This window comes from Cognatundibacterium jejuense (genome assembly GCF_014284255.1).
GTDB lineage: Bacteria > Pseudomonadota > Gammaproteobacteria > Burkholderiales > Burkholderiaceae_D > Undibacterium > Undibacterium jejuense.
In genome coordinates this window covers 1-18,736 of record NZ_JACOFV010000010.1, presented here as the reverse complement: position 1 = coordinate 18,736, position 18,736 = coordinate 1, and the positions used below count along the sequence as shown (strand labels likewise).

Genomic DNA, 18,736 nt, shown 5'->3' with positions numbered 1-18,736 from the left:
TTCACGCACATCTTCCGTCTACAGCTCATGAAAAACATGTTAAAAAAATACGGCTGGCTGATTTGGCTATTTGTTATTCTTGTTATTGGATTCACTGGCACTTCCCTCGCCAGTTTTTTTATTTCCAAAACAACACTGACGAATACACTCAATGAGCAGAGTTTACCTGTGCTCAATGACAGTATCTATGCAGAAACTCAAAGATTAATGCTCCGACCAAACTTCATCTCAGGTCAAATAGCGAGTAGCACAGTTGCCCGCGATTGGCTGCTTAATGGTGAAGAAGAACCAGAGCAAATTAATCAATATTTGAAAGACCTCAAAAATAAGAATAATGCTCTGACAAGTTATTTAATTTCAGATCAGACGCGTCATTTGTATAACGGCGTTGGTATCGCCAAAACAATGAATAGTGCTGATCCAATCGACAATTGGTACTTTCAACTCAGAAATCTGAAAGCGCCGTATGAAATTAACTTTGATTCAGATCCTCTCACCCATGATCCAACCAGTTTCTCCGTCAACTATAAAGTAGCTGACACAAATGGAAAGTTAATCGGTATTGTTGGCTTGTTCGGCATTAAGCTCAATCTCGATAACTTAAAAGGCACCATTGACGCTTACCAGCAAAATTTCCACAGCAACATTTATTTTCTCAATAAGCAGGGCGACATTGTATTTTCCACTGCGAAAGGTAATGATCGCCATGACAATATCAGCGGCGTCAACGGCATCAAAAATATTTCAGCACAAATTGTGGCGAATCAAAAAAATACTGCCACGTCTTTAGAATATAACGCTGATGGAATTTCACACCTTGTCAGCATCAGAAACATACCGGATTTAGGCTGGCAACTTGTCATCGATAAAAATCTCGATGACGAGCTCAAACCACTGGTCAATGTCCTGCTAGTTAATTTGGCTGTGGGTGGCGTCATGACACTGACACTGATGGTGCTGGCATTCTTCACCATCAAAAAATATCAGAACAAGCTGGAAAAATCAGCGACCACCGATACCCTGACAAATCTCTTAAACCGCCACGCGTTTGATTTTATTTTCCAACAAGCATTACTCGATGCTGAACGCTCTCGCCAACCGATGTGCGCAGTGTTACTGGATATCGATTTTTTTAAGAAAATCAATGATAAGCAAGGGCATCAAGTCGGCGATCACGTACTCAAAGAAATAGCAGCGATTGCTAAGCGATCACTGCGCGAGAGCGATGTAATTTGCCGTTGGGGAGGTGAAGAATTTTTAATTTTATTGAAAAATTGCACTCTCGAAAAAGCGACGTCGATTGCTGAAAATTTGCGTGCCACGATCGCTAATAACGATTTTTCACGCACCACCGACCTGACGCGCACGCGCTTAAGCATTACAGTCAGTATGGGTGTGGCTGAATGCCGCGATAGTGAAACTGAAGATAGCGTCTTTGAACGTGCCGATCAGGCATTGGCGCAAGCCAAAGAGAACGGCCGCAACAGCGTTTATTTTTCTGAATAATTTTTACGTGCCGCCAGCGCTTGCGTTGGCGGCGTAAATGCCTGATACAAGTCCCCGGCCTTCGCATCCCAACTACTTACAACAGCTTGTTGACGCGCAACTGTCTGCATATCACCGCGTGCAATCGGGCCAGTTAAGGCCTCGGCAGCGCCCAATGCAAATACGTTTTCCATCGACTGCCGCGCCAAAGGTGCTGCCATTGCCAGCGCCAACTCTGATGGTATTCCCGCGGCCTGGTAAGCGCGTAATGCTGTATCCAACAATGTCACCAGATAGTTACTGGCAAACACCGACCCGGCGTGATACAGCAATTTAGTTTCGGCACTGATTTGCACAACTTGTGCACCAATCGCCTGTATTGCTGGCAACAACACGGCAAGCGCTCGCTGATCTCCTTCAATACTGCAGATCGTGCCGGGAAAATTTTCCACCACGTGTTGCAGGTTCGCAAAACTAGCGACTGGATGAATACTGGCCACAGCGGCACCTGTTTCCATCGCTGCCACCAACTCCGTCGATGCCTTAGAACCACTACAATGAAAAACAATACTGTCGACATTCAACACCCCTTGCTCTTGCAACATTTGGCAAGCGGGAATGATCTGATCATCATTAACGGCCAACATCCAGATGTCTGCCTCCTGTAACTGCTTGCGATCGGCTAACGCAGCAACGTTGTCTATACCAATAAATTCACAGGCATTTAAGGCACTTTGAAGATGACGATTCAAAATCTGTACAACGCTGAAAACGCCACGTTGTTGAAAGCGACGACCGAATACTTTTCCTACCTTACCTGCACCAATAATCGTTAATTTTTTCATCATGATATTTGTTTCTACAACAATAGTACGCAAACGACATTAGTGCGAAGCCAGGCACCCATCTTATCCGGGATCAAACATCGCCACGTAAGCGTGATCAAAGCAAGCATTTTTCTTGTTTATTGCGCCACATATCTACGTTCTGTTATACCCTTACATATATTAATTTGATAATGCAGATTTGCAAATAATTTGCCTCAGAGAATTTTTCATTGCTCAATCGCGTTTAGGCACCCATATGAAAATATCTAACTTAAAAGTTAACACTCGACTGATCGCAGGATTCTTTATTGTCCTTTGTCTATTGTTGATGATCACATTGCAGGGCATCTGGCGTTTACACAAAATTGATCAGGACATGAAAATGATGGTCAATGAGGTGATGCAAAAAGAACGCTTATTCTCAGAATGGTCAGCCAGCACCAACCTGAATGGCGCCAGAACTATGGTGGTCGCAGAGTCTAACGATCCAGAACGCCAAAAACACTTTGAAGCCCTGATCAAAGAAACCAGCAGCCACATCAGCGAAATACAAAAGACACTGGAAACATATACTAAATCACCGGAAGAAGGGCAACTCATTGCTGCAGTAGGTGAACAAAGAAAAATTTATCTGGCAGTCCGCAACGATATTTTTCAAGAGAAAAAATCCCATCCGGAAAACATAACGCAGTTATTGCAAAGTAAACTGGAACCAGCCTTAAATAACTACGTCGATAGCATTAAAAAACTTTCCGCTTACCAGAATGCCAGCATTGCTCAATTATCCACAATTACTAGCGCCGATTCCTCAACATCCCGACTCGTACTAGCAGTATTAGGAGCTCTCTCCATTTTGGTGGGGATGGTAGTCAGCACCCTGATCACCAATAGTATCAAAAACCAGCTAGGTGGCGAACCAAGCGAGGCAATTTCAATTGCCGATCATATCGCAGAAGGGGATTTATTTACGCGAATTGATATCAAAGCGGGAGATCAAAGCAGCATGCTACATGCCATTAATAAAATGCGCGATAGCATTGCTGACATCGTCAGAGAAGTCAGTCAAGGCACTGACCTGATCACGGCTGCATCACGCGAAATTGCGTCTGGAAATATCGACTTATCGTCCCGAACTGAGCAACAAGCCCAAAGCCTGGAACAAACGTCCCTATCAATGGAAACACTCACCAAAGCGGTGAAACTCAATACGGAAAATGCCGTTGCCGCCAATACGCTGGCACTGAATGCGGCTGGTGTCGCAGAAAAAGGCGGGCTGGTTTTCAGTCATGTGGTGAACACGATGAGCTCGATTCATGCCTCATCCAAAAAGATTGCCGATATTATCGGCGTCATTGATGAGATCGCTTTTCAAACAAATATTCTGGCTTTAAATGCTGCGGTAGAAGCTGCGCGTGCAGGCGAGCAAGGACGTGGGTTTGCCGTCGTTGCCTCCGAGGTACGCAATCTGGCGCAACGCTCTGCCAACGCAGCAAAAGAAATCAAACATCTGATTACATCGTCTGTAAATAGCGTTGATGCAGGATCAAAATTAGTTGATGAAGCAGGTGCGACGATGAATGATATTGTGACCAGTATCAAGCATGTGACCGAAATCATGACGGAAATTACCAGCGCCAGTCAGCAACAAAGCGCAAATATTGAGGATGTTAATTTATCCGTCAAGAACATGGATAAAGCGACGCAACAAAATACGGCCATGGTAGAAGAAGCTGCTGCAGCTGCGGAATCTCTATTAGATCAGGCGAACAACTTATCACAAGTTGTCAGCCGGTTCAAATTGCAGCCTGTTTAGATCAGGATGTGCGAAACTTTCTTGCGAACAAATTACCAACGGCGGTAACCATAACCCCAGCCAGGTGCAACGACAACTGGGGTGGGAGCGACAACATAGGCGCGTGGCGGAGTCGCGTACACGGCGCAGCCGCTGGTCATGGCAGACGCTGCAATGATTGCTAATAAAGTGATGCCAGAGAAAGTGGGGACACGCATGATGGGCTCCTTTAACGCTTAATTAGGGGTAACCAAGGATTGATTACCGATATGTCGTTAAGCGTTTGGCCGTCACTTTGGTTGACCGACTTTATGTATGCGTATGTAGCAAGGGATACAACAAATGTAACGTAAAAACTGGCTGGCACTTTTTACAACGTCAGCCGTAAAAAACGCAAGCAAAAAAATACACCCATGGAGTATTTTTAAATGTCATTGCGAATATTGATCTGCAAAAGCATTTTGAAAAAAAACTAGGGGAGTATCTTCACGCTGCTTTGACGATTAATTTGATTCTTTAATCAGACGTCCGCTACTTTTTTGGATAGGGCGGGCATTCATGGAATACAAACGATTGAAAATCCCGATCTGTTCCGGCGACAACTCTATCGGTTCTTTCATGACCATCCACAACACGCCCTCTGTGCATGGTGGTGTCGTCAGCGATCCCATATAGGTATAGTATTCGCGTTTCTGTGGCAAAACCTTATTCAGATCAAGCGGCATCAAGGCTTCCTGAGGAATAGTCTTTTCAAGAGGCAGATTATTCCAGACTTGCTGGATTGCGCTATGTGGCTTGCCACGTTCGATCAAAACGGCAATCACGGCATATTTTCCATCTGCATCTTTGTGCACCAGATGCACAACCATTTCGAAACTTTTGCCGTTAATACGTTCTTCCGAGGGTTTATGAAAGTGGAATTGCACCAATTCATAATTACGCCCCATTACCGTAATGTAATTGCCGGCACCAACATTGACCTGTACCGTGTGGCCATTGTCGATGACATTAAAGCCAGAAATGCGGTAATCGAATACGATAGGGTCCAGATCGACGCGAATACCGTCGCGAATATCAATCGGTGATTGACGATCTCCGATATCGCATTTGCTATTAGCCGGACTTAATTTCCCCCAACTCAGAGGACCCGTCTCGCCTTGATAACCCCAAGCGCCAGCGCCGTGGGCATCCATTGCCGCAGCAATTGCGGCAGCGCCGTGATCTGACATTGCCGATGCTGACGCCACCATCTCAGCTTTTGGTTTCACTGGTTCGGCGCGCCGTGGAGTATAGACTGGACGCATTACTGAACGTGCCGAGGCGCGGGAATTAACCTCTTCTTTTTCTTTGCGTAAAACAGCCAGTCGCTCGGCGATTTTTGCTGCCAATTCATCGGCAGCGAGTGCTTCCTTCGCAGATTCTTTTGCAGCGTCTTTACTTTCTTTCCCTTCCTTGCCTTCTTTGGACGATTTGCGTCCTTCTTTTTCTTTGGCAGGGGGTGCTTCTTCTTTCTCTTTTTCCTTGTCTTTTTCCTTCGTCGACGACTGCTTTATCGGTTTGGAAGGCGGTGACGACGAAGGCGACGAACTTTCGTTCGCCGAAGCGGATATCGCCAACAACAAGGAAAGCAGTAATACGGAGTAGCGGCGCATAATCGACAGAAGTTGGATGGGATAGTCCGGTTACGGCAACTCTGTCTTTAAACTTGAATCTTTTTGATGCGTTCAGGACACACTACGATTATTCAAGGAGATGCAAATGGCTTGCAACCTGCCATTAAGCCAATTTGCATCATTGTGTTGCATCAGATGTGAAACTCAGGCTGCCAATACGCGGGCTTTTGCAGCCTGGTATTCGTCTTGCAAACGTTTGACAATCTCGGCAACGGTAGGAGCGTCATCCATCAGACCAACGCCTTGACCAGCGCCCCAGATATCGCGCCAGGCTTTGGCTTTATTGCCACCCGTACCAAAATCCATCTTCGTCTTATCAGCGACCGGTAAATTGTCAGGATCAAGCCCCGCCGCGATAATTGATTTTTTCAGGTAATTGCCATGCACACCGGTGAACAAATTAGTGTACACAATGTCAGCAGCGGTGGATTCCAGAATGGCCTGACGATACGCATCGTCCACATTGGATTCTGGCGTTGCCAGCCAACGCGAACCAATATACGCAAAATCGGCACCCATTGCCTGCGCTGCGAGCACCGCATCACCCGTCGCAATCGAGCCTGACAATGCAATCGGTCCCTTAAAGAACTTGCGCACTTCGCCAACTAAGGCAAACGGTGACAAACCACCAGCATGGCCACCGGCGCCAGCGGCAACCAGAATCAAGCCATCAACACCGGCCTCTAATGCTTTTTGAGCATGACGAATTGAAATCACGTCATGCAAAACGATGCCACCATAACTATGAATCGCGTCCAGCATCTCTTTTGGCGGTGCGCGCAGCGACGAAATGATGATAGGCACCTGATGCTTGACGCAGACCGCTACATCATGTGCCAGCCTGTCGTTTGACTGGTGGACAATTTGATTGACTGCGATAGGACCAACTTTGGCATCTGGGTTGTCAGCCTGAAATTGAGCGAGCTCCGCTGTTAAATCGGTCAGCCAGGTATCAAGCAGCTCAGCAGGACGCGCATTGAGTGCCGGAAACGAACCAACAATTCCGGCTTTGCATTGCGCCGCAACCAGCCTAGGGCCGCTGGCGATAAACAAAGGAGAGGCGATCACGGGTAAAACGAGGTTTTGCAAAATTTGGGGCAGATGCGCGTTACTGGACATAGATCTATCTCGATACGTGTAGGTATTTGTTGGGACTGAATGGGATTTGTAAGAATTTTATGAAGCCGACTGATATCATGTTATCAGAAAAAACATAGTTATTTACCGTGGGGCTGACACAATAACATCCCCGTGCGAACCATCTTCATTTCACTCCAACACGCAGCCAAGGAATCCTTATGACTTACCAGTGTTTTGACTTCAGTATCGACAATAAAATCGCCCATTTGCGTTTTAACCGGCCCGATAGCCTCAACACCATGCAGCCGGTATTCTTCAGAGAATTGGTCGAAATCCTGCAGCAATTGCAAAATCAGGCCTCCGCCCGGGTGCTGGTGATTTCATCCACCGGCAAACATTTCACTGCTGGGATGGCCTTGGATGTCTTTGCAGGTGGCGGCATTGCGCTGGACGATAACAGTGCCATTGGACGGGCAAATATTGCGTTGATACTGAAAGATATGCACCATTCATTTAACCTCATTGAACAATTACGCATGCCAGTCATAGCGGCTGTTCAGGGTGGTTGCATTGGCGGCGGCGTTGATATGGTATGTGCAGCGGATATCCGTTTGGCAACGACCAATACCTTTTTCTGCATACAAGAAATTAACATTGGCATGACCGCCGATCTGGGCACCTTGCAACGCTTACCTAAGCTGATACCGGAAGGGATAGTGCATGAAATGGCCTATACTGGTCGTCGTCTGAATGCCCAGCGTGCACTCAACTGCGGTCTGGTCAATGACGTATTTGAAACGCCAGAAGCGATGATAGAAGCCGCGTTGCAGATGGCCAAAGAAATTAGCGAAAAACCACCAGTCGCGATCTGGGGCAGTAAGCAAGCGATACACTACGCGCGCGACCATAGCACGCAGGATGCATTGCAACAAATGGGTTGGTTGCAATCAGGTATCTGGCAGAGCGCCAATCTGATGGAAGCATTTATGGCGAAACAACAAAATCGCCCAACCAACTATCCTGATCTCGCACCAGTGCAAGCATTTAGCGATGCACCCTATCAGCTGAAATAAGCCAGATATTGCTAACAACTCAACAGGTGCTCCCCCTCAAGACGGGCGGCGCCTGCTTTGATGAGCTCCTGTATCAGCTGTGGCAATAAATGTTCAATGGGTAGCGCCAAATGCGCCGCAGCGATACGCATCATGCGAACCTGATTCAGGCAAGCAGACAACTGAGTCAGCGTCATTTCGCGTCTGTCTAACAACATAAAAGCCATCAATACTTTGATCGCGTTTCGGGCATTTCTTTTTGGATCGGCGGACAGATAGTCGAGGCGACTACGCGCTCTGCCCACGGCAGCTTGCTTATCCGTAAATGCCGCACCGTGACCAGGAATCACTAAACGAACATCTAATTCTTCAATCAATTGCAAAGTCGCAGCTTGCTCGGCAAAGCCGGACTCACCTTCGAGCTCAGGAAAAATTACGCCAAAGCCGTTTTCCCACAACGCATCGGCCGAAATTAATATGCCTTCTTGGGCACAATACAAGATGACCGAATGCGGATCATGGCCGGGAGCCGCTAAGACTTGCCAGGACAAATTCGCCAGTAGCAATTGATCACCCGCTTTAAGCACGTGGTCAAAGCGAAAACGTGGACATTCCTGTCCCGTGGCGGTAAACGATAATTGCTCTTCATCCCAATTTGTTACAGCATGTACGTCAGCTTCCGGAATCAAAGTCTGACAGCCATAAGTGTGCTGCAACAAAGCATTCGCGCCACAATGGTCAGAATGCAGATGCGTATTGATCAGTAAATCAAGTTGACGACCTTGCAAAGCGTGCTGCACCAAAGCCAACGTCTGTGCAGCGTGGCTGACATAACCAGAATCAACTAAAGCTGTTTGGGTATCGCAGATGAAAAGAATATTATTGGATGACAACCAGCCACGCTGAAATATCTGCATACCATGCGGGAGCTTCAGCGTTTCGTCATCCATGAAGTCACTTTCAAAAAATGCCGTAAAAAAGAAACAAAAACCCGGCAAAGATCAATCTGCCGGGCTATAAAATCATCTCAAAACATCCGGTGTTTTACTAAACGCCAGACCTGCAATTTGCTCTGATTGCTGGCAGTGCTCCAAGCAGTCAATTCGTCAATGGTACGAAAACAACCCGCGCACCAACCTGCCTTCTCATCCATTTTGCATACGCCGACACACGGTGAGGGAACTGGTTCAGTCGCTACTGCGGTTTCGGGATCAAAGTCGTACAAAATACTCATAATACTTATTCAATTCAAGAAAGTAAGGCAATGTCCGCTACAGGGGCATTGGTCATTGCAATTAATTGTTGTGGTGTCAGGGCAAATACAGCATGCGGATGACCAGCTGCGACCCAGACTTGAGGATATTGCAACAAATCCTGATCGATCAGCATGACGCTTTTTTCGACATGACCGATAGGACATACGCCACCAATCGCATAACCAATTTTTTCACGAACAAATTGGGCATCAGCCTTGCCCAAGGCACCAACCATTGCCGCAACTTTGTCCACATCGACCCGATTGCTTCCGCTAGCAACCACCATGACGGCAGCATTGTCAGAAAGTCGACGGAACACGATAGATTTAGCAATTTCTGCAACACTACAGCCCAATCCTACTGCCGCTTCAGCTGCCGTTTTTCCAGAAGCAGGCAGTACGACGATCGGCTGATCGTGGCCAATTTCAGATAATAGAGCAGCAACTCGCAAAGAAGAATCAGGTAATTTTTGTTCAGTAAGGATGGTATTCATATTCGCGATATTGAAAGTTCACTCCGGACCAAGCTGAGGACTGATCACGTATCCCTAAAGGAACGTGTTTTTGGCGGGCTGTACCCACCCCATCAGATTGCCATTTATAACACGGGGGAAAAAACTTTGCTTTGGTAAGCCTTGCAGGCCGAAGCGCTTAACCGCCCCAGCTTTCTAATAGCTCGCGGTGTTGCGGTGGGAAATCAGAGCACTTCATTCCGGCACGGTATTCATTGCCGCTCAAGATAGTGTAGAGACAAGTTGCTTTGCAAACGACCTGCGTACGCGATGAGGCATCTTTGTGACTTGGTACTTCCATCATCATCTGGTAGATCTGTTTTTCTTTGAGCATCACACTGGTTTGTAGCTGTATGCCTGAAGCGGAAAAATTAATTATTTTTGCTGGCACAATTCTGCCCACCGCTACTTGAATAGCGGCGCGCCAGGCAACCGAAAGACGTGGTGAATTTCGAGAATCACTCATAAGTAAGACGTTCTGAACAACAGTGTGAAAATATAAGCCATGAAGCAAGCCCGAGATTGTAACAACTTATAAGCGAAACTTGATGGTTGAATCAGGAAAACATCGATTTTTTCATCTCTTATTTTGCTTATTACTTCTTGATCAAGTAAGCATTACGTACTCTTTAAGTACTCTTTAAATACTCTTTAAATAACCAAGTACAGACTGTGCGCTGTGCTTGCCACTGGCGAGGCAAGCGGTGAGCAAGTAACCGCCAGTGGGCGCTTCCCAATCGAGCATTTCACCTGCGCAATATACACCCTGACGCGCGAGCAACATACCGTACTGATCTAAGGCATCAAATTTGACGCCACCTGCGCTACTAATCGCTTCGTCGATTGGACGGGCGGACAGCAAACGAATCGGACATTTTTTTATAGTACCAGCAAGTGCATTCAGCGACTGCATTTGTTCTTTACTCAATACTTCATGTATTAAGGCAATCTTGAGACTATCTAATCCCAATTTAGTCTTCAGATAGCTCGCAAAAGAACGCGCACCCGGTCCGCTGCCAAGTTCTTTAAGCACACGCTCCATACTTTTATCGGGCAATAAATCCAGCTCCAGTATTGCTTCTCCAGCACAATTAATTTCTTCACGTAAAGAAGATGATAAAGCATAAATCAGGCTACCTTCAACACCTCCTGCAGTGATGACAAATTGCCCCTTACGCATACCCCTATGATTGCCACGAAGCTGCGCCGCAACAGTGAGTAATGGTTCTCCGGCAAATTTATTTTTAAAAAAATCTGTCCATGCAACATCAAAACCACAATTCGCCGCCTGGAGCGGCGCGACATCAATACCTTGCTGCTGCAGTAGTGCTACCCATTTGCCATCTGACCCAAGGCGCGCCCAGCTGCCCCCGCCAAGAGCGAGTATCACTGCGTCCGACTTGACGAGCGATGCACCAGCGGGGCTATCAAAACGTAAGGATTGCGCATCATCAGTCCATCCTAACCAACGATGACGCATATGAAATTGCACCCCTTGTTCACGTAAGCGATGCAACCATGCGCGTAGCAAAGGGGCTGCTTTCATATCCACCGGAAAAACCCGTCCTGAACTGCCGATAAAAGTCTCTATACCCAACCCCTGCGCCCATTCACGCACAGCCTTACCATCAAAATTTTGCAGCATTTTCTGAAGATTTGCGGCGCGGTTACCATAACGGGACAAAAACGTACTAAATTCCTCAGAATGCGTCAGGTTCATGCCGCCCTTACCGGCCAACAAAAATTTTCGTCCCACTGTTGGCATTGCATCATACAAATCAACCCGTATTCCTTTTGCTGAAAGTACGTCAGCGGCCATCAATCCTGCGGGACCACCGCCAATCACAATGACATGGCGCGCGGATGCAGTATGGATGTCTTGGTTCGTTGTTTGCATGAATAAAATAAAAGATAACTAACGGCTGTAGTTGACGAGCCAACGCAGTATAGAAAATACACTCAGGGGCGTAATGATACGCCTTCCTGCGAAGCCTGTGATTGTCAGGCGACAGTGAGATGGGGTTTCAGTCGAAAACGACGATGGGAATCGATGCAAACGAAAACAATTTTGGCTAGCTTATGAAAATGTTGCAATAACAATCACATAAGTTAGCCGCACGTCATTGGCTCAGAGAACCAGAAAGCATTTTATTTAAGCCAGCTTTGTTGATAGTGATTGCGATAATCATTTGCCGGATCAAATAAATTTTTTGCGCCGCCGTCGTAGGCAATATTTTGGGCGGTTACCAAATGTACCGGCGTCACGTAGCCGCTTGGAGCCTGACCAGTCATGGCACGATTCAATTCGTCGACGAGTTGCCACGCATGCATCACCAGCGGCTCTGGAACGGTTCCAGTTTGTACATCATTAGCGCGGATACGTTTGTAGGCTGTCGGTGAACCGTCTCCCGCTGATACCCCCACCAATTTATTTGCCGCGACCAAAGGAGCAATCGACGATGCATTGAGGAGGTCAAAATAATAGTCGTTAACGGCAATCACGTGTGTCCATTTGTTGCCATGGCGCTTCACTAGGTTGTCAACCACCGATTTCATTTTCAGATAAGCATCACTCAAAGCAACGTCTTCTACACTTAATAAACGACAGCCTTCGCATTGTTTAATAGTTTCAATAATCGCACTGGATTTGGCCAACATATAGGGATTAGTCGAATCGGTGAATACAACAATGCCAGCTTTATTATTTGATTCAACCACCGTGTACAAAGCAGCCAATTGCGCGACTTCTTTTGGGTTGGTGGTGATATTCGTAAATAAACCATCGACGGGACCGCTCTTAACCGATGCATGCCAACCAACAACAGGAACTTTAGCTTTAGCTGCGGCAGCCATGCCTTTTGCCTGCGTTGTAACGTCGACACCTGCCAAAATAATGCCGTCTGCCTTCATATCTAATGCCTGCGCGATGATCGCTGCGCCTTGGTTGCAGCGCCCCCGACAATCAATCGACAGCGTTTCCCACGCTCCTGCGGTACCTGCTTCGCGCACACCATTGAAAACACTCGAAATTCCGGCATCACTCATATCGCCGGCAATAAAAATAATTTTCTTTTTCTTTTGAATTTTTGGGCCATCGAGCGGACCTTCCCATCGATTTTTTAAAGCCTCAGCACGGGCAACTTTCGCATTCGCGCTACTCAAAAACTGCATAGGATTTTCTTGGGCATAGACGCCCGAGATGAAACAAAACGCAATAAACAACGCTGTCAGGCACTTACTTTGAATAGTAATCATGGTTCCAGATCGGTCAGGTTGGTAGCGAACCTGCGTTGTCGAGCGCAGGTAAAACATTTTATTTTTGAAACAAATACTTACATCTGCGCGATGATTATTACAGAAATTTTTCCATGCAAATAGAGTTTCACTACCAACGACAAATCGATAAAATTTTATTTATAAAAACAATAAATTATCAATATAAAAAATGGATAATGTTTTTAAAATTCATTAAATATTTTTCCATTCACAATAAGATGTTTATTGCACAAGAGTAATTTACAACAATTAATTGGTGGTAGATATATTTGCCAAACTAAAAAACGCGGACAATCGATATGATTAACAGGTTTAACCATGAATTTACTGCCAGATAATCTGGCCAGAACCGCGATGCTCCACATGGCGTCTTATTGGATTACCTAAAATTCGTAAATTGCCACTTCCCAATGCAAATGCTGAGATTTCAGTATTCACATACACTGCCACATCCGCAGAGCCGGTCAGATTGAGAGTGCCTTGTTGTGCTCGCATTGCGGTAGCGTTGAGTCCACCGGCGCCAGACACTTGTGCATCAAAATTTTTTGTTTGACCATTGAGCAAGATTGGTCCCTTTCCTTGTGAATTTATTGAGATAGTTTGCATGTTTTGTAACCGCAGTTGTACTGTTCCACTTCCTGTCGACCTTATTTTCAAATTAACATAATCGGCATCTAAGATGAAATTGCCGCTACCACGCAGGTCGAGATCTAGGTTATCGCCTTTAAAACCGATGACGGAGCTATCACCATTCGCAGAGCACTGCAGTTTCTCTATCTTTGGTAAATGTATTTCCACGATGGTTTTCTGCGTTTTTCCCGCTGCAATAAAAATACCTTTGGTTGCTATATATAAAGTATTACCGTCAATTATCGTGGTGACTTTGGTTACTAGGGATGGGTCACCGGTGACATATAAATCGGGAACTATGGACGGTTTTAAAATAAACTGAATTGGTCCACTCATCACCACATTCGTGACGCGGGCATCGATAGATCTGCGCTCTCTTGCATGTCCACCGCGCACTTCAGAAACAGCTTGGGCATCTGCTACCAGTACCGTTTCTAATATCGTGCACAAGCCGATATAAATGAAAAGACGAAAGATACGGCCGGATAAAAAATTTTTCATCATTGACTCCTTAACAAACACCAACGCAAATCCAAAATAGTGCCTTCGGCAGTTTCTGCAGATATACATTGAATATGCTCGAAGCGCGTCATTGCAACCGATGAATAAGAACTTCGATGAATTGCAAATGGATCACCTGACGGGAGCATAAGGACTAGACGTAGCAAAAGCGATTAGCTTGCGACAGTATGTGAAAAGTTGAGGACAGAACGAAAAAAAGGCGGCTCGTTTGAATCTTAGGTTTTGCAAAAATCAGACGTAAAACGTAGATGAATAAAAAACGGGGCTGCAACGCAACCCCGCTTTTACTGCTTATTCTGCTTATTCTGCAGAATCACATTCTAAGAATTGCTCTTCTTCAGTTGACCCTTTAAGTGCAGCAGTTGATGCATTGCTTTCGATCGCTGTAGTGACGGCGTCAAAATAGCCAGTGCCCACTTCACGTTGATGTTTTACTGCGGTGAATCCTTTGTATGAAGATTCAAATTCCCTTACCTGAAGCTCAACGAACGCGCTCATCTGCCGTTGAGCATAACCGTAAGCCAATTCAAACATAGCGTGGTTGAGACTATGAAACCCAGCTAAAGTAATGAATTGAAATTTGTAACCAAGAGCGCCAAGTCTGTTTTGAAACTTAGAAATGGTTGCATCATCAAGATTTTTCTTCCAATTGAAGGAAGGAGAACAGTTATAAGCAAGCATCTTCCCTGGAAACTTGTCGTGGATGCGACGAGCGAACTCCTCCGCAAAATCCAGATCAGGTTTGCCAGTTTCACACCACACCATGTCCACATAAGGACAGTAAGCTAAAGCACGCGAAACTGCTTGATCCATGCCGTTACGAGCGCGGTAGAAACCTTCTATGGTGCGTTCGCCTGTAAGGAACTGTTGATCATTTTCATCAATATCTGAAGTCACCAGGTCAGCCGCTTCGGCATCGGTTCTTGCGATGAGAAGCGTAGGTACACCCATGACATCCGCGGCTAGGCGTGCTGCAACTAATTTAGCGATGGCTTCGCGAGTAGGTACCAACACTTTCCCTCCCATGTGACCACATTTCTTGACAGAAGCAAGCTGATCTTCAAAGTGAACACCCGCAGCACCGGCTTCGATCATGGATTTCATTAATTCAAATGCATTGAGCACACCGCCGAATCCGGCTTCAGCATCAGCAACGATAGGCACAAAATAATCAATCTCCTCTTTTCCTTCATTCCATTGAATTTCATCAGCACGTTTGAATGTTGCATTGATTTTTTTAACCACCTTAGGTACAGAATCAACTGAATACAGTGACTGATCCGGGTACATTTCACCATTAGTATTGGCGTCACCTGCGACTTGCCATCCAGAGAGGTAGATTGCTTTGAGACCCGCTTTTACTTGTTGCATTGCCTGGTTACCTGTAAGCGCACCCAAACTGTTGACGTATGGCTCGGTATGAAGCAAGTCCCATAATTTTTGGGCGCCCTGGCGTGCCAAGGTATGATCGAGTTGCAAAGACCCCCGCAACGATACGACTTTTTCTGCGGAATACGGGCGGAAGACATTTTTCCAACGTGGATTGGTCTCCCAATCATGTTGAATTTGTTGGGCTTGATAGGCGCGTGAAAATCTTTTAAACATATAAAAATCCCTTACGAGTTGGTTATTACTGGTTGTTTGTTGGCGAGGCACATAGAGGCAAGCGCCTTGTCACCCACGTTCACGCAGCTTGGTATTGCGCAGTTTGTTCCCGGTAGATGCGTGCCAGAGCAACAGCATCGAGATCACCAAAGCCTGCGGCACTGGCTTTACGGAACACTAAGTTGGCAGCCTCAGTCATATGGCAGGGGACACCATGTGTTTTGCATTGCGCAATATGATTGGCAGAGTCTTTGATTAATTGATTGATTTTTACTCGTGAAGTCTCGTTGCCGTCCAACATATAGCGCGCCTCCCTTACACCGCGTGCCGAGAAGGGAGCCGTTGATGCAGCGATCTCTAAGTAACGTTTGGCATCTTTACCTGATGCCAAAAGAAATGCGATCATTTCTGCCATGGCTGCGTATTCGAGAGCGAGTTTGCTGTTAATAAGCAATTTTAGGGAGATTCCATCAAGTGGATCTCCTGCATGGTTGATCTTTTGTCCCATCGCCATGAGAATGGGCTCCACTTTAGAAAAGGCTTGCTTGCTTGCACCTGTGGTAAATATCAATGTCTTGGCATCCGCTTCAGGTAGTGATCCTGACATTGGTGCAGAGACAAACTCCACATCCTGCGCTTCCGCCGCTTTCATCAACCTTGCTTCGTGCTCAACGGTTAAGGTTGCACATTCAATTGCGACAGCGCCTTTTGAAAGTGACTGCATTGCACCAATTTCGGGATCAAGCCACACGTACGCTGAGGCGGCATCATCCCAGACCATTGCAATAACAAAATCAACCCCCACCGCAGCCTCGCGAGGCGTAACAAATGCTTTAGCGCCCAACGCAACTATAGGTTCACAGGCATTGCCGACAACGTTGTAAATGTGGAGGGTATGCTTAGCTTCAATCAATGCTTTCGCCATGCGCGATCCCATTGCACCCATTCCTAGTAATGCAATTTTAGACATATCATATTTCTCCATAAACTATTGGCATTCTGGCGGCAGCCAGTCTGGGAAACAGAGCAAGTCGCCGCTTCTCAAAAATAGCAATCGTAGATCGAACGATCAAATGACTTATGCTTTGCCAGTTTGTCGTCTCATCTATTGATGGAATGCGCTGTAGCTAAGGCGGATGAAGCGAAAGATAAGTGCAACGTAATGATCGACATACAAAACGCTGAAGCGGATTTTTTCTTCCTTGCTCGCCAAATCCTTGAACTAATTGCAATCCGTATCTCGTTGATCTCATGTACCAAAAGAAACGTTCAGACTCGCCACTATTTTTTAAGATACTTCTTTGACATGTTTTAGAGAACTTTGTAGCTGGGGCTTTCAGTTCGTTGTCAATCAGGCTTGCAGTACTGCGGGGAAGGCTGATGAGCTTATATTGGCTTGCTCGAGGCGGATTGGATAATTGAATAACTGCAGGCTGCCCAACACGGCTTTTTAATTTCGTGTACGTGTCATTACTGGAAATTTTTCGTGTTATCGCATGGAACTTAGCAAGGAGTGTTGGATAAAGTTTCCCCTGTTTTGACCGCGAAATAGAACGATGCTCGTCGCTACTCGCGCGTATAGGATTAGGGCACAAGGCGAGTCCAAAAATAAAGACTTTGCACAAGGAAAAGTGGTCGACATCACCGAGTAACATTTGCCCTCCCAATACAACATTAATATAAAGTTCGTTACTTAACGATACTTATTATAGGTGCAGGGAAACAAAAAAGTAGTTATCGGTTGGGAGGAATAATGTAAGACTTTATTTCTTTCATTACATTTAAACTGCAAACAAAATATTGCTAGAAAAAAATGTAACAAACTGAATCTAAAAAAGCAGATTGACGAGATGAGTGCGGGGGCAATCATGGGAACATGTGTGCGACGGCTCCGGAAATGCTTACAAATAAGCTCGTGGCAAAAAAGAGCAAAGCCCTGGAAGGGGAGAGATACAAAATAAGCGAGAAATTAAGTAATCAAAGAAAAATTTGACACAACTCCAGATCACAAAGCACGTTGGCATAAATAGGATTGCTTAATGCAAAAGTCGGCACGCGTCGTAAGTACGGAGCCAGGTCAATTGTAAAATACGCGCATCGTTACTAGCTCTATGTCGACCAACATTAAGGTCAATTTCAACCTGCCTTTTTGTCTGATGCCACAGTTCTTCCTGCTTGGGAGAAATAATTTCTCTAAAATCCGCCAAACGAAATCCAGGTTGAAGGTCAGCCGCATCAAACAAGCGAGCAAGCCAGACGTAATCATGTGCCCATCCGTCGGTATATACGGTGTGCCCTGCTAAAATGAGATTCAAGGTTACAGCGACATTTGCGACAGGCCGACCTCGTTCAACCAAAGTTTCGCGAGGGATTTTATGCACTTGCGCAGCGCTTTCGTCCCAGTGCTCCCAATCCTCCTCTGGGCGAATCAAGGTACACCACCCTTCACCGTGGCGCCTTGAAAAGCCGACTTCAATTGGATAGCTGCCAGCACCAAAGCCAGATGCTTCGATATCCATCACGATAGGAACGGTCATCATGGCTTGTTCTCCCCCGGAAAACGTGAATTAGTCTGGACTATACTCAGTTTTATACGAAATATGAGAGTCTGCAAGGTCTTTAAACATATTTGTAGTCACGACGAGAGGGGTAGATATGGTCTTAGTGATTTGTCATTGGGGAGCAGACACCGGATTGAGTCCGACTAAAACAACTTGACTTTCTCCGCTCAAGCCCTCCCGTAACACACAGAAAAATCAAATTCTTGTGTAGATCGGGTGTTGAGCCGCACGGCAGATGTAGAGCATAAAAGCGAGTCATTGTGGGGCGAAGAACTGAGAACGGTGAACGGAGAATGGGATTTGATAACCTTGGTGATTGTAGAAGAATTTCTGAATCACAAAAGCAAAACCCCTCGCTGTTTTCACAGAGAGGGGTTGCAATTTGGAGCCTGACGATAACCTACTTTCACACTGGTTGCAGCACTATCATTGGCGCAGAGTCGTTTCACGGTCCTGTTCGGGATGG

General features: G+C 46.0%; 17 protein-coding genes. 3 read left to right on the top strand and 14 right to left on the bottom strand.

Going from position 1 to position 18,736, the window contains the following annotated elements; all coding sequences use genetic code 11:
• The first annotated feature begins 36 nt into the window (after positions 1-36).
• Complete coding sequence (locus H8K32_RS11410) at positions 37-1,506, top strand: sensor domain-containing diguanylate cyclase (RefSeq protein ID WP_186912651.1); 1,470 nt, start codon at positions 37-39, stop codon at positions 1,504-1,506.
• Here H8K32_RS11410 and H8K32_RS11405 read toward each other — a convergent pair.
• The gene (locus H8K32_RS11405) at positions 1,491-2,333 is read right to left on the bottom strand and encodes a Rossmann-like and DUF2520 domain-containing protein (RefSeq protein WP_246447303.1); all 843 of its coding nucleotides are present in this window, start codon (positions 2,331-2,333) and stop codon (positions 1,491-1,493) included. The two genes, H8K32_RS11410 and H8K32_RS11405, sit on opposite strands and share 16 nt — an antisense overlap.
• A gap of 235 nt (positions 2,334-2,568) precedes the next feature.
• On the opposite strand from H8K32_RS11405, the gene H8K32_RS20590 reads away from it, so the two are divergent.
• Positions 2,569-4,125, top strand: a complete 1,557-nt coding sequence (locus tag H8K32_RS20590; RefSeq protein ID WP_186912650.1) for a methyl-accepting chemotaxis protein — start codon at positions 2,569-2,571, stop codon at positions 4,123-4,125.
• Between the two features lie 32 nt (positions 4,126-4,157).
• On the opposite strand, the gene H8K32_RS11395 is transcribed toward H8K32_RS20590, so the two are convergent.
• From H8K32_RS11395 to H8K32_RS11385, 3 genes are all read right to left on the bottom strand, one after another.
• Entirely contained in the window at positions 4,158-4,322 is a 165-nt protein-coding gene (locus H8K32_RS11395; RefSeq protein WP_186912649.1) for a hypothetical protein, read from the bottom strand.
• A gap of 285 nt (positions 4,323-4,607) precedes the next feature.
• On the bottom strand, positions 4,608-5,756 hold the full coding sequence (locus tag H8K32_RS11390; protein WP_186912647.1) for a carbonic anhydrase: 1,149 nt from the start codon (positions 5,754-5,756) through the stop codon (positions 4,608-4,610).
• Between the two features lie 165 nt (positions 5,757-5,921).
• A complete protein-coding gene (locus tag H8K32_RS11385) occupies positions 5,922-6,896 on the bottom strand; it encodes an NAD(P)H-dependent flavin oxidoreductase (protein WP_186912646.1) in 975 nt (324 codons plus the stop codon).
• A 179-nt stretch (positions 6,897-7,075) separates the two neighbouring features.
• Between H8K32_RS11385 and H8K32_RS11380 the strand changes: the two genes are divergently transcribed.
• Positions 7,076-7,930: an enoyl-CoA hydratase-related protein gene (locus H8K32_RS11380; protein WP_186912644.1), complete on the top strand. Its 855-nt coding sequence runs from the start codon at positions 7,076-7,078 to the stop codon at positions 7,928-7,930.
• A gap of 11 nt (positions 7,931-7,941) precedes the next feature.
• On the opposite strand, the gene H8K32_RS11375 is transcribed toward H8K32_RS11380, so the two are convergent.
• From H8K32_RS11375 to H8K32_RS11330, 10 genes are all read right to left on the bottom strand, one after another.
• Positions 7,942-8,859 (bottom strand): MBL fold metallo-hydrolase, encoded by a 918-nt coding sequence (locus H8K32_RS11375; RefSeq protein WP_186912642.1) that lies wholly within the window; start codon positions 8,857-8,859, stop codon positions 7,942-7,944.
• A gap of 77 nt (positions 8,860-8,936) precedes the next feature.
• A complete protein-coding gene (locus H8K32_RS11370) occupies positions 8,937-9,143 on the bottom strand; it encodes a DUF1289 domain-containing protein (RefSeq protein WP_186912640.1) in 207 nt (68 codons plus the stop codon).
• A 14-nt stretch (positions 9,144-9,157) separates the two neighbouring features.
• On the bottom strand, positions 9,158-9,658 hold the full coding sequence (locus tag H8K32_RS11365; RefSeq protein ID WP_186912639.1) for a YbaK/EbsC family protein: 501 nt from the start codon (positions 9,656-9,658) through the stop codon (positions 9,158-9,160).
• Between the two features lie 157 nt (positions 9,659-9,815).
• Positions 9,816-10,142, bottom strand: coding sequence for a PilZ domain-containing protein (locus tag H8K32_RS11360; protein WP_186912638.1), 327 nt, complete (start codon positions 10,140-10,142; stop codon positions 9,816-9,818).
• A 174-nt stretch (positions 10,143-10,316) separates the two neighbouring features.
• On the bottom strand, positions 10,317-11,573 hold the full coding sequence (locus H8K32_RS11355; RefSeq protein WP_186912637.1) for a TIGR03862 family flavoprotein: 1,257 nt from the start codon (positions 11,571-11,573) through the stop codon (positions 10,317-10,319).
• A 251-nt stretch (positions 11,574-11,824) separates the two neighbouring features.
• Positions 11,825-12,931: a substrate-binding domain-containing protein gene (locus H8K32_RS11350; protein WP_186912635.1), complete on the bottom strand. Its 1,107-nt coding sequence runs from the start codon at positions 12,929-12,931 to the stop codon at positions 11,825-11,827.
• A 345-nt stretch (positions 12,932-13,276) separates the two neighbouring features.
• Positions 13,277-14,083, bottom strand: coding sequence for a GIN domain-containing protein (locus H8K32_RS11345; protein ID WP_186912633.1), 807 nt, complete (start codon positions 14,081-14,083; stop codon positions 13,277-13,279).
• 321 nt (positions 14,084-14,404) lie between these two features.
• The gene (gene aceA / locus H8K32_RS11340; protein ID WP_186912631.1) at positions 14,405-15,709 is read right to left on the bottom strand and encodes an isocitrate lyase; all 1,305 of its coding nucleotides are present in this window, start codon (positions 15,707-15,709) and stop codon (positions 14,405-14,407) included.
• Between the two features lie 79 nt (positions 15,710-15,788).
• On the bottom strand, positions 15,789-16,679 hold the full coding sequence (locus H8K32_RS11335) for an NAD(P)-dependent oxidoreductase (RefSeq protein WP_186912629.1): 891 nt from the start codon (positions 16,677-16,679) through the stop codon (positions 15,789-15,791).
• 1,066 nt (positions 16,680-17,745) lie between these two features.
• A complete protein-coding gene (locus H8K32_RS11330) occupies positions 17,746-18,249 on the bottom strand; it encodes a hypothetical protein (RefSeq protein WP_246447301.1) in 504 nt (167 codons plus the stop codon).
• Positions 18,250-18,736: the final 487 nt, after the last annotated feature.

What these genes read in the sequence shown, in the direction of transcription:
- H8K32_RS11410 (WP_186912651.1), top strand. Translation starts at nt 37, where the DNA reads ATGTTAAAAAAATACGGCTGGCTGATTTGGCTATTTGTTATTCTTGTT.
- H8K32_RS11405 (WP_246447303.1), bottom strand. Translation starts at nt 2,333, where the DNA reads ATGATGAAAAAATTAACGATTATTGGTGCAGGTAAGGTAGGAAAAGTA.
- H8K32_RS20590 (WP_186912650.1), top strand. Translation starts at nt 2,569, where the DNA reads ATGAAAATATCTAACTTAAAAGTTAACACTCGACTGATCGCAGGATTC.
- H8K32_RS11395 (WP_186912649.1), bottom strand. Translation starts at nt 4,322, where the DNA reads ATGCGTGTCCCCACTTTCTCTGGCATCACTTTATTAGCAATCATTGCA.
- H8K32_RS11390 (WP_186912647.1), bottom strand. Translation starts at nt 5,756, where the DNA reads ATGCGCCGCTACTCCGTATTACTGCTTTCCTTGTTGTTGGCGATATCC.
- H8K32_RS11385 (WP_186912646.1), bottom strand. Translation starts at nt 6,896, where the DNA reads ATGTCCAGTAACGCGCATCTGCCCCAAATTTTGCAAAACCTCGTTTTA.
- H8K32_RS11380 (WP_186912644.1), top strand. Translation starts at nt 7,076, where the DNA reads ATGACTTACCAGTGTTTTGACTTCAGTATCGACAATAAAATCGCCCAT.
- H8K32_RS11375 (WP_186912642.1), bottom strand. Translation starts at nt 8,859, where the DNA reads ATGGATGACGAAACGCTGAAGCTCCCGCATGGTATGCAGATATTTCAG.
- H8K32_RS11370 (WP_186912640.1), bottom strand. Translation starts at nt 9,143, where the DNA reads ATGAGTATTTTGTACGACTTTGATCCCGAAACCGCAGTAGCGACTGAA.
- H8K32_RS11365 (WP_186912639.1), bottom strand. Translation starts at nt 9,658, where the DNA reads ATGAATACCATCCTTACTGAACAAAAATTACCTGATTCTTCTTTGCGA.
- H8K32_RS11360 (WP_186912638.1), bottom strand. Translation starts at nt 10,142, where the DNA reads ATGAGTGATTCTCGAAATTCACCACGTCTTTCGGTTGCCTGGCGCGCC.
- H8K32_RS11355 (WP_186912637.1), bottom strand. Translation starts at nt 11,573, where the DNA reads ATGCAAACAACGAACCAAGACATCCATACTGCATCCGCGCGCCATGTC.
- H8K32_RS11350 (WP_186912635.1), bottom strand. Translation starts at nt 12,931, where the DNA reads ATGATTACTATTCAAAGTAAGTGCCTGACAGCGTTGTTTATTGCGTTT.
- H8K32_RS11345 (WP_186912633.1), bottom strand. Translation starts at nt 14,083, where the DNA reads ATGAAAAATTTTTTATCCGGCCGTATCTTTCGTCTTTTCATTTATATC.
- aceA (WP_186912631.1), bottom strand. Translation starts at nt 15,709, where the DNA reads ATGTTTAAAAGATTTTCACGCGCCTATCAAGCCCAACAAATTCAACAT.
- H8K32_RS11335 (WP_186912629.1), bottom strand. Translation starts at nt 16,679, where the DNA reads ATGTCTAAAATTGCATTACTAGGAATGGGTGCAATGGGATCGCGCATG.
- H8K32_RS11330 (WP_246447301.1), bottom strand. Translation starts at nt 18,249, where the DNA reads ATGATGACCGTTCCTATCGTGATGGATATCGAAGCATCTGGCTTTGGT.